Genomic DNA, 17,089 nt, shown 5'->3' on the forward strand with positions numbered 1-17,089 from the left:
TCGTAGCCGAGTACTCTATCCAGCTGAGCTACGGATGCATCGGGAAATGCTTTTAGAAACAGTAAATGGTGCATCCGGGAGGATTACTCGGCTGCGCCTCGCCCTGCGGGCCGTTGCTGAAGCAACGTTATCCTCCCTGGTGCTTGCGATTAACTCGCAGACCTTGAAACAACAGCGTGGCTATTATCTCGGAGAATATGGTGCATCCGGGAGGATTCGAACCTCCGACCGCTCGGTTCGTAGCCGAGTACTCTATCCAGCTGAGCTACGGATGCATCAGGGTACTGCTTTCAGAAATAGTAAATGGTGCATCCGGGAGGATTCGAACCTCCGACCGCTCGGTTCGTAGCCGAGTACTCTATCCAGCTGAGCTACGGATGCATCAGGGTACTGCTTTCAGAAATAGTAAATGGTGCATCCGGGAGGATTCGAACCTCCGACCGCTCGGTTCGTAGCCGAGTACTCTATCCAGCTGAGCTACGGATGCATCGGGATTTACTACTGTACTGCTCGATATTCATATCACTTCTAAAGCAATATGAAGTAATAGATGGTGCATCCGGGAGGATTCGAACCTCCGACCGCTCGGTTCGTAGCCGAGTACTCTATCCAGCTGAGCTACGGATGCAAAATGGCGGTGAGGCGGGGATTCGAACCCCGGATGCAGCTTTTGACCGCATACTCCCTTAGCAGGGGAGCGCCTTCAGCCTCTCGGCCACCTCACCACACAACGCCTCTTTCGAGTGCTTCGAGTTACTCATTAAGAGCTTCTCGTCGCTGCGTGGCGCATATATTACTTTCTGGGACTTATAAGTCAAACAATTTTCCAAAAGCTTTTATCGTTTGCACAAATCACACGCAATTCGCATGTAAAAGCCGCAAAGAGGGTGTTTTATAAGCGGATTTTGCAGGCATCTTCACAGAAAACCTATGCAGAAATGGCGGCGTAGGGGCGAGTTTAGGGTAACAGAGTGGTTAAAAAGAGAGCGTTTGAATTTAAACGGTAACGTTGAGCAGGAAAAATGACAGGAGGGTTGCGTCTCGCCCGACAGCGAGACGCGACAATATCAGTAACTGGACTGCTGGGATTTTTCAGCCTGGATACGCTGGTAGATCTCTTCACGGTGGACAGATACTTCTTTAGGAGCGTTAACACCAATACGTACCTGGTTACCCTTTACCCCTAAAACTGTCACGGTGACCTCATCCCCAATCATGAGGGTCTCACCAACTCGACGAGTCAGAATCAGCATTCTTTGCTCCTTGAAAGATTAAAAGAGTCGGGTCTCTTGTATCCCGGCATTATCCATCATATAACGCCAAAAAGTAAGCGATGACAAACACGTAAAGTGTAAGCAGTCACGGCATCACATTCTGTTAAACGTAAGTTTAGCCGATATACACAAACTCAACCTGACTTTATCGTTATCGATAGCACAGTGAACAAGACGCCATAACGTTACCGCTATGGCGTCTGCTTGTGCTTTGTAGTTATTACAGTTTCGCGCTTACCCAGCTTTCAACGCTGGCCAAAGCTTGCGGAAGTGCCGCCGCATCCGTACCACCGGCTTGCGCCATGTCCGGACGACCGCCACCCTTGCCGCCCACCTGCTGAGCGACCATACCAATCAGTTCCCCTGCTTTTACGCGGTCGGTCACATCCTTAGAGACGCCCGCAATCAGAGAAACCTTACCTTCTGCCACTGTCGCCAGCACGATAACGGTAGAACCAAGCTGGTTCTTGAGATCGTCGACCATAGTACGCAGCATCTTAGGCTCAACGCCCGCCAGATCGCTGACCAGCAGTTTGACGCCCTTAATGTTTACAGCCTTGCTGGAGAGGTTTGCACTCTCCTGCGCCGCAGCCTGCTCTTTCAGCTGCTGCAGCTCTTTTTCCAGCTGACGCGTGCGATCCAGCGCAACGCGCACTTTCTCGCCCAGGTTCTGGCTATCGCCTTTCAGCAGCTGCGCGATGTCGTGCAGCTGATCGCTCTGCGCATGCAGGCTGGCAATCGCACCTTCACCGGTCACCGCTTCAATACGACGCACACCTGCCGCCGTTCCCGACTCGGAAACAATGCGGAACAGGCCGATGTCACCGGTGCGCGATGCGTGCGTACCGCCGCACAGCTCGGTAGAGAAGTCGCCCATGCTCAGCACGCGAACGCGCTCGTCGTATTTCTCACCAAACAGCGCCATCGCACCTTTTTTCTTCGCGTCCTCGAGCTCCATGATGTGGGTCTCGATTGGCAGGTTACGACGGATCTGCGCGTTCACCAGATCTTCCACCGCGCGGATTTCAGACGGTTTCATCGCTTCAAAATGCGAGAAGTCGAAGCGCAGCACTTTGTCGTTAACCAGAGAACCTTTCTGTGCAACGTGGGTACCGAGCACGTCGCGCAGGGCTGCGTGCATCAGGTGGGTTGCAGAGTGGTTCAGACGAATGCGCGCGCGGCGAGCTTCATCCACGTTAGCCTGTACGCCCTCGCCCACTTTCAGAGAACCGGAAACCAGTTTGCCCTGGTGACCAATCGCCTGACCGTATTTCTGGGTGTCGCTGACGCTGAAGCTGAAACCGTTGCCTTTCAGTTCGCCTTTATCGCCAACCTGACCGCCGGATTCCGCGTAGAACGGCGTTTTGTCCAGAATGACAACCGCATCCTGGCCCGCGCTGATGCTGTCCACGGCTTTACCGTCAACAAACAGAGCGGTCACTTTGCCGGTCAGTTCCAGCGCGTCATAACCTTTGAATTCTGACGCACTATCAACGCGGATCATCGCGTTGTAGTCTGCACCGAAACCGCTGGATTCACGCGCACGACGACGCTGCTCTTCCATCGCGGCTTCGAAGCCCGCTTCGTCAACTTTGATGTTGCGCTCACGGCAAACGTCTGCCGTCAGGTCAACCGGGAAGCCGTAGGTGTCGTACAGGCGGAAAGCGGTTTCGCCATCCAGCGTGTCGCCCTTAAGTTTCGCCAGCTCTTCGTCCAGCAGCGCCAGACCGCGCTCCAGCGTACGCGCAAACTGCTCTTCTTCGGTTTTCAGAACCTGCTCTACCTGTGCCTGCTGGCGTTTCAGCTCATCACCGGCAGCACCCATCACGCCAATCAGTGGCCCAACGAGTTTATAGAAGAAGGTGTCCTTCGCGCCCAGCATGTTGCCGTGACGGATGGCACGACGAATAATACGACGCAGCACGTAGCCACGGTTTTCATTCGACGGGATAACGCCGTCGGCAATCAGGAACGCACAGGAACGAATGTGGTCCGCGATAACGCGCAGCGATTTGTTGTTCAGATCGGTCGCGCCGGTAACGTCCGCAACGGCTTTGATCAGGGTGCTGAACAGATCAATCTCGTAGTTGGAGTTAACGTGCTGCAGAACCGCGGCAATACGCTCCAGGCCCATACCGGTATCGACGGAAGGCTTCGGCAGCGGCTCCATCGTACCGTCAGCCTGACGGTTGAACTGCATGAACACGATGTTCCAGATCTCAATGTAGCGATCGCCGTCTTCTTCCGGGCTGCCCGGAGGCCCACCCCAGATGTGGTCGCCGTGATCGTAGAAGATCTCGGTGCACGGACCGCAAGGGCCGGTATCACCCATCTGCCAGAAGTTGTCAGACGCGTATGGCGCGCCTTTGTTATCACCGATGCGAATAATACGCTCGCGCGGGATCCCGACTTCTTTTTCCCAGATTTCGTAGGCTTCGTCATCGGTTTCATAGACGGTAACCCACAGACGCTCTTTCGGCAGGTTGAACCAGTTTTCACCGGTCAGCAGTTCCCACGCATATTGAATAGCATCGTGTTTGAAGTAGTCGCCGAAGCTGAAGTTACCCAGCATTTCGAAGAATGTATGGTGACGCGCGGTGTAACCGACGTTTTCCAGGTCGTTGTGTTTACCGCCCGCACGCACGCAACGCTGTGAGGTTGTGGCGCGGGAATAATTACGCTTGTCGAGACCAAGGAACACATCCTTGAACTGGTTCATCCCGGCGTTGGTAAACAGCAGAGTTGGATCGTTGTTCGGTACCAGGGAGCTGCTGGCAACAACCTGGTGTCCCTTACTATGGAAAAAATCGAGAAACGCCTGACGGATCTCAGCGGTGCTCTTGCTCATAATTATCCTGAAATCAAGCTAACGAAATGTCGTAGCCAGCCTGTATCGGTAAACCGTTGGACAGACCAGCTACTGGAAAAAGTGGGAATAAGATAAGTTTTCTTTAGTGGGAAGTAAAATCCCGCATGCGTTCAATCGGCAAAATTACGCCAGATATCCTGAATATCTTCCATCAGAAAGCCGCGGTAGAGCAAAAAGCGCTGGATTTTGACTTTTTCTGAAAATTCACGCGGCAGCGGTTCGCCGTATTTACGAATCGCCTGTTCTCTGGCCAGCTCGCACCAGTCAGTATCGCATTCGCGCATCGCTTTTTCGATGGACTCCCGGGCCACCCCTTTCTGGTTCAGCTCCTGCCGGATGCGCGCGGGCCCATATCCTTTACGGCCGCGGCTGGCGAGAAACCGCGAGGCAAAACGCTCGTCATCAAGATAACGATGCTCGTAGCACCAGGCAATTACGCGGTCATAATCCTCCGCGGTGGCATCAATCTCTTCCGGCCCGTTTTTACTCATTACCGGCGCCGACAGTTTTCGCCGCAGCTCCTGTTCACTGTGGTCACGAACGGCCAGGATGCGCACCGCGCGGTCAAGTAAGCGTGCATACGCGGGTCGACGTGTTGTCGGTTCACTCATAAAAAAACCTGCTGGTTCAGAAATGCAAAAAGGGCCGCATCAGCAGCCCTTCATTTTTAAACGAAAGAATTAAAAGTCTTCGTTAGTTTCTTCAGCATCCGCGGCATCCACCACGAAATCAGGTTTGGAGTCCTGGTTGTTCAGCAGAAGCTCACGCACCTTCTTCTCAATCTCTTTCGCCGCAGCCGGGTTCTCTTTCAGCCAGGAGATCGCGTTCGCTTTACCCTGACCAATCTTGTCACCGTTGTAGCTGTACCAGGCGCCTGCTTTTTCAATCAGCTTCTCTTTCACGCCCAGGTCAACCAGCTCGCCGAGGAAGTTGATCCCTTCGCCGTAGAGGATCTGGAATTCAGCCTGTTTGAACGGCGCGGCGATTTTGTTCTTCACAACCTTCACGCGGGTTTCGCTACCGACCACGTTCTCACCCTCTTTCACCGCGCCGATACGGCGGATATCCAGACGGACAGAGGCGTAGAATTTCAGTGCGTTACCACCGGTAGTGGTTTCCGGGTTACCGAACATCACACCAATTTTCATACGGATCTGGTTGATGAAGATCAGCAGCGTGTTGGACTGCTTCAGGTTACCCGCCAGCTTACGCATCGCCTGGCTCATCATACGTGCCGCGAGGCCCATGTGAGAGTCACCGATTTCACCTTCGATTTCGGCTTTTGGCGTCAGTGCGGCAACGGAGTCGACCACGATAACGTCAACGGCACCAGAACGCGCCAGCGCATCACAAATTTCCAGCGCCTGCTCACCGGTGTCCGGCTGAGAACACAGCAGGTTGTCGATATCCACGCCCAGCTTGCGAGCATAAACAGGGTCCAGCGCGTGCTCGGCATCAATAAACGCACAGGTTTTACCTTCGCGCTGTGCCGCGGCAATCACCTGCAGCGTCAGGGTGGTTTTACCGGAGGACTCTGGCCCGTAGATTTCTACGATACGGCCCATAGGCAGACCGCCAGCGCCCAGCGCGATATCCAGAGAAAGCGAACCGGTGGAGATGGTTTCCACATCCATGGAACGGTCTTCACCCAGGCGCATGATGGAGCCTTTACCGAATTGCTTTTCGATCTGGCCCAGTGCTGCCGCCAACGCTTTCTGTTTGTTTTCGTCGATAGCCATTATTACTCCTGTCATGCCGGGAGAAGCGACTGTGCTTCACCGTGGATTTCTGTTCTGTTGGTGCAATTATACTGTATGGTCATACAGTATCAAGTGTTTTGTAGAAATTGTTGCCAGAGCGTTTTTAACGCATAAACGGTTGCCTGACGACGCACGCTTTCGCGATCGCCGCTGAAGCACTCCCGGCGGGTGATCCCTTCCCCTTTGGAGGTGGCGAACCCAAACCAGACGGTGCCGACAGGCTTCACGTCACTGCCGCCGTCCGGGCCCGCAATGCCGCTAATGGAAATGGCGTAATCTGCCCGCGCCTCTTTGAGCGCGCCAATGGCCATCTCGATCACCACCGGTTCGCTGACCGCGCCATGCTGTTCAAGCGTGGATTCACGCACGCCAATCATCTGAGCTTTAGCTTCGTTACTGTAGGTCACAAAACCGCGTTCAAACCAGGCTGAACTGCCGGCAATATCGGTAATCGCTTTCGCCACCCAGCCGCCGGTGCAGGATTCCGCGGTGGTGATTGTCGCGCCACGCTGCTTCAGCGCAAGGCCAACGATCTCGCTAAGCTGCATCAATTCATGGTCAGTCATTCTCGCTCCAGGCATCAGAAAAACGTGCTGCACAAGATAGCACTTTCTCGTCAGATGTGGGGATGCACTTCAGGTTTTACGAGGGGGCTTCAGAAAAAAGCCGGTACGGACGCACCGGCGGTGGAAAGGTTATTTCATGCTCTCAGCGAGGGTGTTCACATTGTGGCGAAACGCCTTAACGTAGGTGTCTGCCACCCCACCTTTTGCCGACAGCGCTTCGGGGTAAAGCTCCCCCCCGGGCTGTGCGCCCGTCGCCGACGCAATCTGTTTCACCAGACGCGGATCGAGTTGATTCTCCATAAACCAGGTTTTCACGCCGTCGGCTTTAATCTGATTGATAATCTCGGCGACCTGCGCCGCGCTGGCTTCGCTCTCAGACGACAGCCCCTGCGGCGCCATAAACGTCACGCCGTAGGCGCGGCTGAAATAGCCGAACGCGTCATGGCTGGTCAGCACGTGACGCTTCGCCGGCGGGATCTGGCTAAAGCGCGTTTTGGCCCAGTTATCCAGCTGGTTAAGCTGCGCGATATACGGTTTACCGGAGGCTTCCAGCGCGGCTTTGTCCTGCAGATCGGCTTTCACCAGCCCGTTCAGAATATTTTGTGCATACAGCGCCCCGTTCGCCGCGCTGTTCCACGCGTGCGGATCGGTCACAGTCTTTCCATCTTCCTCAAGCGTGTGGGTTTTCACCCCTGTTGAGGCGACAACCAGTTGCCCTTTGAACCCGGAGGCTTTTACCAGACGGTCAAGCCAGCCTTCCAGCCCCAGGCCGTTCACCACCACCACATCAGCCTTGCTCAGGGCCGCGCTGTCTTTCGGCGACGGTTCAAAGGTGTGCGGATCGCCGTCCGGACCGACCAGCGTCGTCACGTTCACATGGTCACCGCCTACCTCCTGCGTGATATCCCCCAGAATCGAAAAGCTGGTCACCACATTCAGCGTTTTCGCCATCACGCCGTGCGACATCATCCCCAGCGCGAGCGCCACTACAAATCCTGTACGTTTCATCGTTTCCCCTTGCGTTAAAAATACGCCCGCAGGCTGCCAGCGAGCCTGCTTCGCGTACCCAGTAAAATGGAAATAAAGAACAGCGCGCTGGCGGTGAGCACGATGGACGGCCCGGCCGGGAGGCTCATCGCCCAGGAGAGGCTCAGCCCCAGCCATGCGCAGAAAATACCGCTTATCCCCGCCATCAGAAGTAAGGCTGGTAGCGTGCGCACCCAGCAGCGTGCCGCCACGGCCGGAAGCATCATCAGCCCGACGGCCATCAGCGTGCCGAGCACCTGAAAACCAGCCACCAGGTTAAGCACCAGCAGCGCCAGAAACAGTCCGTGCAGCAGGCCAGGCAGCCAGCGGGCGTTCACCTGCAGCCAGGCAGTATCAAACGCTTCTGTGACCAGCCCGCGATAAAACAGCGCCAGTGTGATAAGGGTGAACATACACACGCCCGTGACAAACAGCGCGGCGTCCTTGTCCACGGCGAGGATAGAGCCAAACAGCAGATGCAGCAGATCGACATTCGACCCGCGCAGCGACACCAGCGTGACCCCCAGCGCCAGCGAGCCAAGATAAAACCCGGCAAAGCTGGCATCTTCTTTCAGCGGCGTGCGTCGACTGACCAGACCGGCCAGCAGCGCCACGGTAATTCCCGCGATAAAACCGCCAATACTCATCGCCAGCAGCGACATACCGCTGAGCAAATACCCCACGGCGACACCCGGCAAAATGGCGTGAGAAAGGGCGTCGCCCATCAGGCTCATCCGACGCAGCTGAAGAAACACGCCGAGCGCGGTGGTGCTGACGGAGAGCGCCAGGCAAACCACCAGCGCGCGACGCATAAAGCCGTACTCAATGAACGGCTGAAAAAAGAGATGCCAGATCATGCCACCCTCACCCGCTCGGTTTTCCACCGGGGAACGTCAGCATCCAGCCGCAGCGTCTGCGGAAAATGGCGCGACACGCGCTCGCTGTCGTGCAGTACCGCGAGCAGCGTTTGCCCCTGCATATACATCTCCAGCATCAAATCCATCAGCACGCTGCAGGTGGCTTCATCGACCCCGGTAAAGGGTTCATCCAGCATCACCAGCGGCGCCTGCTGCACCAGGACGCGGGCAAACAGCATGCGCTGAAACTGACCGCCGGAGAGTTCATCGATGGTGGATAACGCCATGGACTCAAGCCCGACGCGCTCAAGCGCGCTGGCAATGCGCAGCCGCGTTTCGCGACGAAACCCGGAAAAAAGCGAAATGCCCGGCCAGCAGCCCATGCTTACCACGTCCTGTACGGTCAGCGGAAACTGCGCCTCCAGGGCGTGACGCTGTGCCAGCCAGCCGATGACCGGGCGCTTACCCTGCCAGCGGAAACCGCCGCTGACGGGAGGAATAAACCCCGCCAGCGTTTTCAGCAGCGTGGATTTCCCGCAGCCGTTAGCGCCGATAATGGCGGTCATGCTGCCGCGTTCAATGGTGCCCGAGAGGGGCCGCGTAACGGGCAGGCGTTCATAACCCGCGACCAGTTCGTTCATCACGATCATGGCAATGCCACCGCCCAGCGCACGGCCAGCCCGATAAAGACAACAAGCACCAGCGCCAGCAAAAGCCGAACCATAGCAGACAGAGAAAAAAGGGACGTTGACATGTCGACACCACATTAAATGTTATAACATAACAATAATGAAAGGCGGTTAATATGTAAATGGCGGGTTTGAAAAGGGAGTGTGGCGAAATGTTTCTGAGAAAACCAGGACGGGCGCGAGGTACCCTCTCCCAAAGGGAGAGGGTGGAATAAGATGACTTACTGACTAAACGGCGACGCCGCCGGAACGCGCGCCTGAGACACTGCCAGCCCCAGCTGCCACACCGCCATTGCATAATGGGTGCTGTGGTTATAGCGGGTAATGGTGTAGAAGTTCGGCATGCCGTACCAGTACTGATAGCCGGTTCCCACGTCCAGGCGCAGCAGGCTCACCTGATCGACATTGCCCAGCGGCTGGGTTGGCGTTAAGCCCGCCGCCGTCAGCTGTGCGACGCTGTATTTGGTTTTGAAGCCGTTTTCCAGACCAAACGCCTCGCCGTTTGCCTGAACGGCAACCTGACCGCCCGGCGTCCAGCCGTGCGCTTTGAAGTAGTTCGCCACGCTGCCGATGGCATCCACCGGATCCCACAGGTTGATGTGACCATCACCGTTAAAGTCGACGGCATACTGCTTATAGGAGGACGGCATAAACTGACCGTAGCCCATCGCGCCGGCAAACGACCCTTTCAGATCGAGCGGATCGTCCTGCTCGTTGCGTGCCATCAGCAGGAAGGTTTCCAGCTCGGAAGAGAAATACTCCGCGCGCCGCGGGTAATTAAAGGAGAGCGTCGCCAGCGCGTCGAGGATGCGGGTTTTACCCATCACGCGGCCCCAGCGGGTTTCCACGCCGATAATCCCGACGATGATTTCAGGCGGTACGCCGTAGACCTGCCACGCGCGGTTGAGCGCATCTTCATACTGATTCCAGAACACCACGCCATTTTGCACGTTGTCCGGGGTAATAAACTGTTTGCGATAGCGCAGCCACGCGCCGTTTGGCCCGCTCGGCACCTGGGCGGTCGGCGCCTGCCTGTCCATCAGGCGCAGCACGTAGTCCAGGCGCTTGGCCTGAGACAAAATTTCGTGCAGTTGCTGTCTGTCAAAGCCGTGCTTGCTCACCATTTTATCGATGAACTGCTCGGCCGCCGGGTTATTCGCGAAGTCGCCGCCCATCTGCATCATATTGTGCTGCGGCTCCAGCAGGAATCCTCCGGAAGGCGCGCCCGCCGTTTGCTGAACGGCTTCGGTCTTAGGTTTGCTACTACAGGCAGACAGCAGAATAAGCGCAGGCAACAGCGCTGCATAACGACGCTTGAACATGAGACATCCATTTAACGGGTTCGATAAGAACCCAGTATGGTAAAGCATCCGCAACACCTCAAGGAAGCGGTACGCGCCTCCCCCACGCAAATCCGCGCTTTTTTCCACCGAAAATCATTCGCCCCGCCAATAAACTTTCAAAATAATCCTTTTTTCTTTCATTGTGAGATCTAATTAACACTTTAAAACCTTTCAAAGTGATTATTATTAGCCCAGTCAGACAAAAACAAAAAAGCCCCACAGGAGAGAAGAATGATAGAAACCATCACCCACGGCGCCGAGTGGTTCATCGGGCTGTTTCAGAAAGGCGGAGAAGTGTTCACCGGCATGGTGACCGGGATCCTGCCCCTGCTGATCAGCCTGCTAGTGATCATGAACGCGCTGATCAACTTTATCGGCCAGCAGCGCATTGAACGCTTCGCCCAGCGCTGTGCCGGGAATCCGCTGTCCCGCTACCTGGTACTGCCGTTCATCGGTACCTTCGTGTTCTGCAACCCGATGACCTTAAGCCTCGGCCGCTTCATGCCGGAAAAGTACAAGCCGAGCTACTACGCCGCCGCCTCCTACAGCTGCCATTCGATGAACGGCCTGTTCCCGCACATTAACCCCGGCGAGCTGTTTGTGTATCTCGGGATCGCCAGCGGTCTCACCACCCTTGGCCTGCCGCTCGGCCCGCTGGCGGTGAGCTACCTGCTGGTTGGCCTGGTCACCAACTTCTTCCGCGGCTGGGTGACCGACCTCACCACCGCCATTTTTGAGAAAAAAATGGGCATCCAGCTTGAACAGAAGGTCCATCTTTCAGGAGCCACAGCATGAACCGGATCCGCATTGAGAAAGGCACGGGCGGCTGGGGCGGCCCGCTGGAGTTCGACGCCACCGAAGGCAAAAAGATTGTTTACATCACCGCAGGCACGCGCCCGGCGATCGTCGACAGGCTTCGCGAGCTGACCGGCTGGGAAGCGGTCGACGGCTTCAAAGAAGGGGAACCACCGGAGGCGGAAATCGGCGTGGCGGTGATCGACTGCGGCGGCACGCTGCGCTGCGGCATCTATCCGAAGCGCCGCATTCCGACGGTAAATATTCACTCCACCGGAAAATCCGGCCCGCTGGCGCAGTACATCCTTGAAGACATTTATGTCTCAGGCGTGAAGGAGGACAACATCACGCTGGTGAATGACACTGCCGCGCCGCAAAAAGCGGCCCCGCGCGAGTATGACACCACTAAGAAAATCACCGAGCAGAGCGACGGCCTGCTGGCGAAGGTCGGGATGGGCATGGGGTCCGCCGTGGCGGTGCTGTTCCAGTCCGGGCGCGACACCATCGACACGGTGCTGAAAACCATTCTGCCGTTTATGGCGTTCGTCTCGGCGCTGATCGGCATCATCATGGCGTCCGGCCTGGGCGACTGGATTGCCCACGGCCTCGCCCCGCTCGCCAGCCACCCGCTCGGACTGGTGACGCTGGCGCTGATCTGCTCCTTCCCGCTGCTGTCGCCGTTCCTCGGCCCGGGCGCGGTGATTGCCCAGGTCATCGGCGTGCTGATTGGCGTGCAGATTGGTCTGGGGAACATTCCCCCGCACCTCGCCCTGCCCGCCCTGTTTGCCATTAACGCCCAGGCGGCGTGCGATTTCATCCCCGTTGGGCTGTCGCTGGCGGAAGCTCGCCAGGACACCGTGCGCGTGGGTGTGCCGTCCGTGCTGGTTAGCCGCTTCCTGACGGGCGCGCCGACGGTGCTGATTGCCTGGTTTGTCTCCGGCTTTATTTATCAATAAGAGGTTCCTGCGATGACCGTCATTTACCAGACCACCATTACCCGCATCGGCCAGAGCGCGGCCGACGCGCTGAGCGACCAGATGCTTATCACCTTCCGCGAAGGGGCGCCTGCGGATATCGAAGAGTTTTGTTTTATCCACTGCCACGGCGAGCTAAAGGGCGAGCTGAAGGCCGGGAGCCAGCTTGAGCTGGGCGAGGCGCGCTATGCCGTCACCGCCGTCGGCGACGTCGCCGAGCAAAACCTGCGCGAGCTGGGCCACATCACCCTGCGTTTCGACGGCCAGCCGCAGGCGGAATATCCCGGCACTGTTCACGTAGCGGGCCCGGTTCCGCAGGCTGTCACCCCAGGCTGCACGTTAAAATTTGTTGCGTAATTAAGGAGAAACACATGAGTCAGGTTGCCGTTGTCATTGGTGGAGGACAAACCTTAGGCGAGTTCCTCTGCCGTGGGCTTGCCGCAGAGGGCTACCGCGTGGCGGTAGTGGACATTCAGAGTGAAAAAGCCGCCCGCGTGGCGGACACCATTAACACCGAGTTTGGCGAAGGGATGGCGTACGGGTTTGGTGCCGACGCCACCAGCGAGCAGAGCGTGATGGCGCTGGCCCGCGGCGTGGACGAGATTTTTGGGCGTACCGACCTGCTGGTCTACAGCGCGGGGATTGCGAAAGCGGCCTTTATCAGCGATTTCGAGCTGGGGGATTTTGACCGTTCGCTGCAGGTGAATCTGGTGGGCTATTTCCTCTGCGCCCGCGAGTTTTCCCGTCTGATGATCCGCGACGGCATTCAGGGGCGCATCATTCAGATCAACTCCAAATCAGGGAAAGTGGGCAGCAAGCACAACTCCGGCTACAGCGCCGCGAAGTTTGGCGGCGTGGGGCTGACGCAGTCTCTGGCGCTGGATCTGGCCGAGTACGGCATTACCGTGCATTCGCTGATGCTGGGTAACCTGCTGAAATCGCCGATGTTCCAGTCCCTGCTGCCGCAGTATGCCACCAAGCTCGGCATCAAGGCTGAGGAAGTGGAGCAGTACTACATCGATAAAGTGCCGCTGAAGCGCGGGTGCGATTATCAGGACGTGCTGAACATGCTGCTGTTTTACGCCAGCTCGAAAGCCTCGTACTGCACCGGGCAGTCGATTAACGTCACCGGCGGGCAGGTGATGTTCTGATCGAGCGGGCTGATGCCCTCACCCTAACCCTCTCCCACGGGGAGAGGGAACAAAACAAGGAGCCGATATGGTCACCGCACTCATCACCATCGCCGCCCTCGCCTGGATCTGCCAGATGGCGTTTGGCGGCTGGCAGATCCACCAGTTTAACCGCGCGTTTGACGCGCTGTGTCAGAAAGGTCGCGTCGGCGTCGGACGATCCGGCGGACGCTTTAAACCGCGCGTCGTCGTGGCTATTGCGCTGGATGAAAACAATCACGTCTGCGATTCCCTCATCATGCGCGGCATGACCGTCTTCGCCCGTCCGGTGAAAATCCAGGCAATCAACGGCATTTCGCTGCAGGAATTACGGCCTGATGTGATCTTTCCCCATGATCCGCTCTGTCAGAATGCACTATCATTAGCGCTTAATCTGAAACATGGATAATTTCGTTGTGAAAGCTATAGACTTGCGAAATTATCATTTCGCAACCTAAGGAACGAAGCGCCTATGAAACCTCGTCAGCGGCAGGCGGCCATTCTCGAGCATCTGCAAAAGCAGGGAAAATGCTCGGTAGAGGATCTGGCCCACTACTTTGACACCACCGGCACGACAATACGCAAGGACCTGGTATTGCTCGAAAACTCTGGCGCCGTCATTCGAACCTACGGCGGCGTGGTGCTCAATAAGGACGAAGCGGACCCGCCTATCGACCACAAAACGCTGATCAATACCCACCAGAAAGCGCTGATTGCCGAAGCCGCCGTAAAATTTATCCACGATGGCGACTCCATCATTCTGGATGCAGGCAGCACCGTCCTGCAGATGATCCCGCTGCTCAGCCGCTTTAACAACATCACGGTGATGACCAACAGCCTGCACATCGTCAACGCCCTGTCGGAGTTTGACAGCGAGCAGACCATCCTGATGCCCGGCGGCACCTTCCGCAAAAAATCGGCGTCGTTTCACGGCCAACTGGCGGAGAATGCCTTCGACCACTTCAGCTTTGATAAACTGTTTATGGGCACCGACGGCATCGACCTGAACGCCGGCGTTACGACGTTCAACGAGGTGTTCAGCGTCAGTAAAGCCATGTGCAACGCCGCGCGGGAAGTGATTTTGATGGCAGACTCGTCGAAGTTTGGCCGTAAAAGCCCCAACATTGTCTGTAGCCTTGAAAGCGTTGATAAGCTGATTACCGACGCGGGTATCGACCCGGCGTTCAAAAAAGCGCTGGAAGAGAAAGGAATCGACGTGATCGTAACCGGAGAGAGAGATGAGTGATTTTCTGTTAGAAACGGGCCGCCAGACGCTGATGCTGGAACTGCAGGAAGCCAGCCGCCTGCCGGAACGTCTGGGCGAGGATTTTGTCCGCGCCGCCAACACCATTATCCACTGCGAAGGCAAAGTGATCGTGGCGGGCATCGGTAAATCCGGCCATATCGGCAAAAAGATTGCCGCGACGCTCGCCAGCACCGGCACCCCGGCGTTCTTCGTGCACCCTGCTGAGGCGCTGCACGGCGATCTGGGGATGATTGAAAGCCGCGACGTGATGCTGTTTATCTCCTACTCCGGTTCGGCCAAAGAGCTGGACCTGATTATTCCGCGCCTGCAGGAAAAATCGGTCGCCCTGCTGGCGATGACCGGGAAATCCCGCTCGCCGCTGGCGCTGGCCGCCAAGGCGACGCTGGATATTTCCGTTGAGCGTGAAGCCTGTCCGATGCACCTCGCCCCGACCTCCAGCACCGTTAACACCCTGATGATGGGCGACGCGCTGGCAATGGCGGTGATGCAGGCGCGCGGCTTTAACGAAGAAGATTTCGCCCGTTCGCATCCGGCGGGCGCGCTCGGCGCACGCCTGCTCAACAAGGTTCACCACCTGATGCGCACCGACGATGCCATTCCGCAGGTCAAGCTCGATACCAGCGTCATGGACGCGATGCTGGAGCTCAGCCGCACCGGTCTTGGGCTGGTTGCGGTGTGCGATGACGGCGGGAGCGTAAAGGGCGTGTTCACCGACGGCGACCTGCGCCGCTGGCTGGTGGGCGGCGGCAGGCTGGAAACCAAAGTGTCGGACGCCATGACCAAAGGCGGGCTGACGCTGAACGCCGAGAGCCGCGCCATTGAAGCCAAAGAGGTGCTGATGAAGCGCAAAATCACCGCCGCACCGGTGGTGGATGACGCCGGCAGGCTGTGCGGCGCCATCAACCTACAGGATTTCTATCAGGCCGGCATTATCTAACCCTTCAGCCCGAGACGCTTCGCCAGCCTGTGCAGGTTGGCGACGTCCACCTCCAGCGCCCGCGCGCACGCCGCCCAGCTGCGGTTATTCTGCTCCAGCGCGCGGGTAATCATCTGACGCTGAAACGCCTCCGTGGCTTCACGCAGATTTTCATTCGCTATCTCGGGTACTGCCTGGGCGATAGCCGGTGCGGTTTCATCCTGCAGCGCAAAATGCCGCGCGTGGAGCACCACTTCATCACCCGAACGCGTCGCCCGCGCCAGCACCACCGCGCGGTGAATCGCATGCTCCAGCTCGCGCACGTTACCCGGCCAGCCGTAGCTCAGCAGATGCGACCGTGCCTCCGGGCTCAGCACCACGCGGGAAAGCCCCATCCTGAGACGGCACTGCTCGCAGAAAAAGCCGGCCAGCAGCACCACATCGTCCCCACGCTCGCGCAGCGGCGGCACGGTAAGCGGGAACACGCTCAGGCGATGGAACAGGTCGGCGCGGAACTGTCCTGACAGCACCGCTTCGCGCAGGTCACGGTTGGTGGCCGCCAGCACGCGAACGTCCACTCTGTGGCTGCGGTCATCCCCCACGCGCTGGATGTCGCCGTACTGCAGCACGCGCAGCAGCTTGGCCTGCAGCGACAGGGAGAGCTCGCCGATTTCATCCAGAAACAGCGTGCCGTTATCGGCCATTTCGAACTTGCCGCTGCGGTTGCTGATGGCCCCGGTAAACGCCCCTTTAACGTGACCAAAAAGCTCGCTTTCCGCCACGCTTTCCGGCAGCGCGGCGCAGTTGAGGTACACCAGCGGATTGACCGCGCGCGGCGACGCTTCGTGAATGGACTTCGCCACCAGCTCCTTGCCGGTGCCGGTCTCCCCGAAGATCAGCACGTTCAAATCGGAGGCGGCGACAATCTCAATCTCTTTTTTGAGCTGCGCCATACCCGGAGAGAGGCCGATCATCTCCGTGTGCGTTACCTGCTCAAACGCCGCCGGGCTGCCGGGAAGGATGTTCTGGCTCTCCAGCTGTTCAATCAGCAGGGCATTGTTCAGCGCCCCGGCGGCCAGGGCGGCAATCAGGCGCAGCTCTTCGTCGCTAAAGGTGTCGAACTGGTCCGGCGAAAGGCCGTCGAGGGTCAGCGCGCCAATCAGGTTTTGTCCGGCAAATAAAGGCAGGCCGATACAGGCATGCACCTTGAGGCTCTCCTGTCCGGGAATAAGCCCGTCGTACGGGTCGGGCAAGTCGCTGTCCGCCGGGAAACGCACCACGTCACCAGCGCGGGCGATGGTTTCCAGACGCGGATGGCCCTCAAGGGTAAAACGCCGCCCGAGCACGTCCTTCGCCAGCCCGTCAATAGCCAGCGGAATAAACTGCCGCCCCTCGTAGCGCAGTAGCGCGGACGCATCGCACTCAAGCACGTGGCGCAGCGTGGAGATCAGCCGCTGAAAGCGGTCCTGATGGCCGATACCGGTCTGCAGCTCAATGGCGATCTTCGCCAGCACGTCTACGGAAAAGCTCATAGTGACCTCGCTGTCATTTTGACAATGCATATTGTCATATTGACACTTCTTT

General features: G+C 57.6%; 17 protein-coding genes and 5 tRNA genes. 7 read left to right on the top strand and 15 right to left on the bottom strand.

Going from position 1 to position 17,089, the window contains the following annotated elements:
• Positions 1-198: 198 nt before the first annotated feature.
• The 14 genes from ACOTZB_RS14370 to mltB form a co-directional block, all read right to left on the bottom strand.
• Positions 199-275 (bottom strand) — tRNA-Arg (locus ACOTZB_RS14370).
• Between the two features lie 29 nt (positions 276-304).
• Positions 305-381 (bottom strand) — tRNA-Arg (locus ACOTZB_RS14375).
• 29 nt (positions 382-410) lie between these two features.
• Positions 411-487, bottom strand: a tRNA-Arg gene (locus tag ACOTZB_RS14380).
• A 64-nt stretch (positions 488-551) separates the two neighbouring features.
• Positions 552-628, bottom strand: a tRNA-Arg gene (locus ACOTZB_RS14385).
• Positions 629-632: 4 nt separating this feature from the next.
• Positions 633-725, bottom strand: a tRNA-Ser gene (locus ACOTZB_RS14390).
• A 342-nt stretch (positions 726-1,067) separates the two neighbouring features.
• Complete coding sequence (gene csrA, locus ACOTZB_RS14395) at positions 1,068-1,253, bottom strand: carbon storage regulator CsrA (protein WP_000906486.1); 186 nt, start codon at positions 1,251-1,253, stop codon at positions 1,068-1,070.
• 241 nt (positions 1,254-1,494) lie between these two features.
• Positions 1,495-4,122 (bottom strand): alanine--tRNA ligase, encoded by a 2,628-nt coding sequence (alaS, locus tag ACOTZB_RS14400; protein WP_214577187.1) that lies wholly within the window; start codon positions 4,120-4,122, stop codon positions 1,495-1,497.
• Between the two features lie 131 nt (positions 4,123-4,253).
• The gene (gene recX / locus ACOTZB_RS14405) at positions 4,254-4,754 is read right to left on the bottom strand and encodes a recombination regulator RecX (protein ID WP_033146366.1); all 501 of its coding nucleotides are present in this window, start codon (positions 4,752-4,754) and stop codon (positions 4,254-4,256) included.
• A 69-nt stretch (positions 4,755-4,823) separates the two neighbouring features.
• Complete coding sequence (gene recA / locus ACOTZB_RS14410) at positions 4,824-5,882, bottom strand: recombinase RecA (protein ID WP_023308943.1); 1,059 nt, start codon at positions 5,880-5,882, stop codon at positions 4,824-4,826.
• 89 nt (positions 5,883-5,971) lie between these two features.
• Positions 5,972-6,469: a nicotinamide-nucleotide amidase gene (pncC, locus tag ACOTZB_RS14415; RefSeq protein ID WP_023308944.1), complete on the bottom strand. Its 498-nt coding sequence runs from the start codon at positions 6,467-6,469 to the stop codon at positions 5,972-5,974.
• 129 nt (positions 6,470-6,598) lie between these two features.
• Positions 6,599-7,477 carry a metal ABC transporter substrate-binding protein gene (locus ACOTZB_RS14420; RefSeq protein WP_193805755.1) on the bottom strand — a complete coding sequence of 293 codons (879 nt, stop codon included), beginning with the start codon at positions 7,475-7,477 and terminating at the stop codon, positions 6,599-6,601.
• A gap of 14 nt (positions 7,478-7,491) precedes the next feature.
• Positions 7,492-8,352 (bottom strand): metal ABC transporter permease, encoded by an 861-nt coding sequence (locus ACOTZB_RS14425; RefSeq protein ID WP_023308946.1) that lies wholly within the window; start codon positions 8,350-8,352, stop codon positions 7,492-7,494.
• Positions 8,349-9,002 carry a metal ABC transporter ATP-binding protein gene (locus ACOTZB_RS14430; protein ID WP_421627538.1) on the bottom strand — a complete coding sequence of 218 codons (654 nt, stop codon included), beginning with the start codon at positions 9,000-9,002 and terminating at the stop codon, positions 8,349-8,351. The genes ACOTZB_RS14425 and ACOTZB_RS14430 overlap by 4 nt, the downstream gene beginning before the upstream one ends.
• A 260-nt stretch (positions 9,003-9,262) precedes the next feature.
• On the bottom strand, positions 9,263-10,363 hold the full coding sequence (gene mltB, locus ACOTZB_RS14435) for a lytic murein transglycosylase B (RefSeq protein WP_200882512.1): 1,101 nt from the start codon (positions 10,361-10,363) through the stop codon (positions 9,263-9,265).
• 252 nt (positions 10,364-10,615) lie between these two features.
• Between mltB and srlA the strand changes: the two genes are divergently transcribed.
• The 7 genes from srlA to gutQ all read left to right on the top strand — a co-directional run bounded on the left by srlA (position 10,616) and on the right by gutQ (position 15,526).
• A complete protein-coding gene (gene srlA / locus ACOTZB_RS14440) occupies positions 10,616-11,179 on the top strand; it encodes a PTS glucitol/sorbitol transporter subunit IIC (RefSeq protein ID WP_023333189.1) in 564 nt (187 codons plus the stop codon).
• The gene (gene srlE / locus ACOTZB_RS14445; protein ID WP_421627540.1) at positions 11,176-12,135 is read left to right on the top strand and encodes a PTS glucitol/sorbitol transporter subunit IIB; all 960 of its coding nucleotides are present in this window, start codon (positions 11,176-11,178) and stop codon (positions 12,133-12,135) included. Before srlA ends, srlE begins: the two co-directional genes overlap by 4 nt.
• 12 nt (positions 12,136-12,147) lie before the next feature.
• A complete protein-coding gene (gene srlB / locus ACOTZB_RS14450; protein WP_023308951.1) occupies positions 12,148-12,510 on the top strand; it encodes a PTS glucitol/sorbitol transporter subunit IIA in 363 nt (120 codons plus the stop codon).
• A gap of 14 nt (positions 12,511-12,524) precedes the next feature.
• Positions 12,525-13,304 carry a sorbitol-6-phosphate dehydrogenase gene (gene srlD, locus ACOTZB_RS14455; RefSeq protein ID WP_421627542.1) on the top strand — a complete coding sequence of 260 codons (780 nt, stop codon included), beginning with the start codon at positions 12,525-12,527 and terminating at the stop codon, positions 13,302-13,304.
• A 67-nt stretch (positions 13,305-13,371) separates the two neighbouring features.
• Positions 13,372-13,731, top strand: a complete 360-nt coding sequence (gene gutM / locus ACOTZB_RS14460; protein ID WP_421627544.1) for a transcriptional regulator GutM — start codon at positions 13,372-13,374, stop codon at positions 13,729-13,731.
• Positions 13,732-13,794: 63 nt separating this feature from the next.
• A complete protein-coding gene (gene srlR / locus ACOTZB_RS14465) occupies positions 13,795-14,568 on the top strand; it encodes a glucitol operon DNA-binding transcriptional repressor SrlR (protein ID WP_032640855.1) in 774 nt (257 codons plus the stop codon).
• A complete protein-coding gene (gene gutQ / locus ACOTZB_RS14470) occupies positions 14,561-15,526 on the top strand; it encodes an arabinose-5-phosphate isomerase GutQ (protein ID WP_033146372.1) in 966 nt (321 codons plus the stop codon). The genes srlR and gutQ overlap by 8 nt, the downstream gene beginning before the upstream one ends.
• On the opposite strand, the gene norR is transcribed toward gutQ, so the two are convergent.
• Complete coding sequence (gene norR / locus ACOTZB_RS14475; RefSeq protein ID WP_421627545.1) at positions 15,523-17,037, bottom strand: nitric oxide reductase transcriptional regulator NorR; 1,515 nt, start codon at positions 17,035-17,037, stop codon at positions 15,523-15,525. The genes gutQ and norR overlap by 4 nt on opposite strands.
• Positions 17,038-17,089 lie beyond the last annotated feature (52 nt).

Source organism: Enterobacter cloacae complex sp. SHL020 (assembly GCF_049236945.1).
In the GTDB taxonomy this organism is placed as follows: Bacteria; Pseudomonadota; Gammaproteobacteria; order Enterobacterales; family Enterobacteriaceae; genus Enterobacter; species Enterobacter dykesii.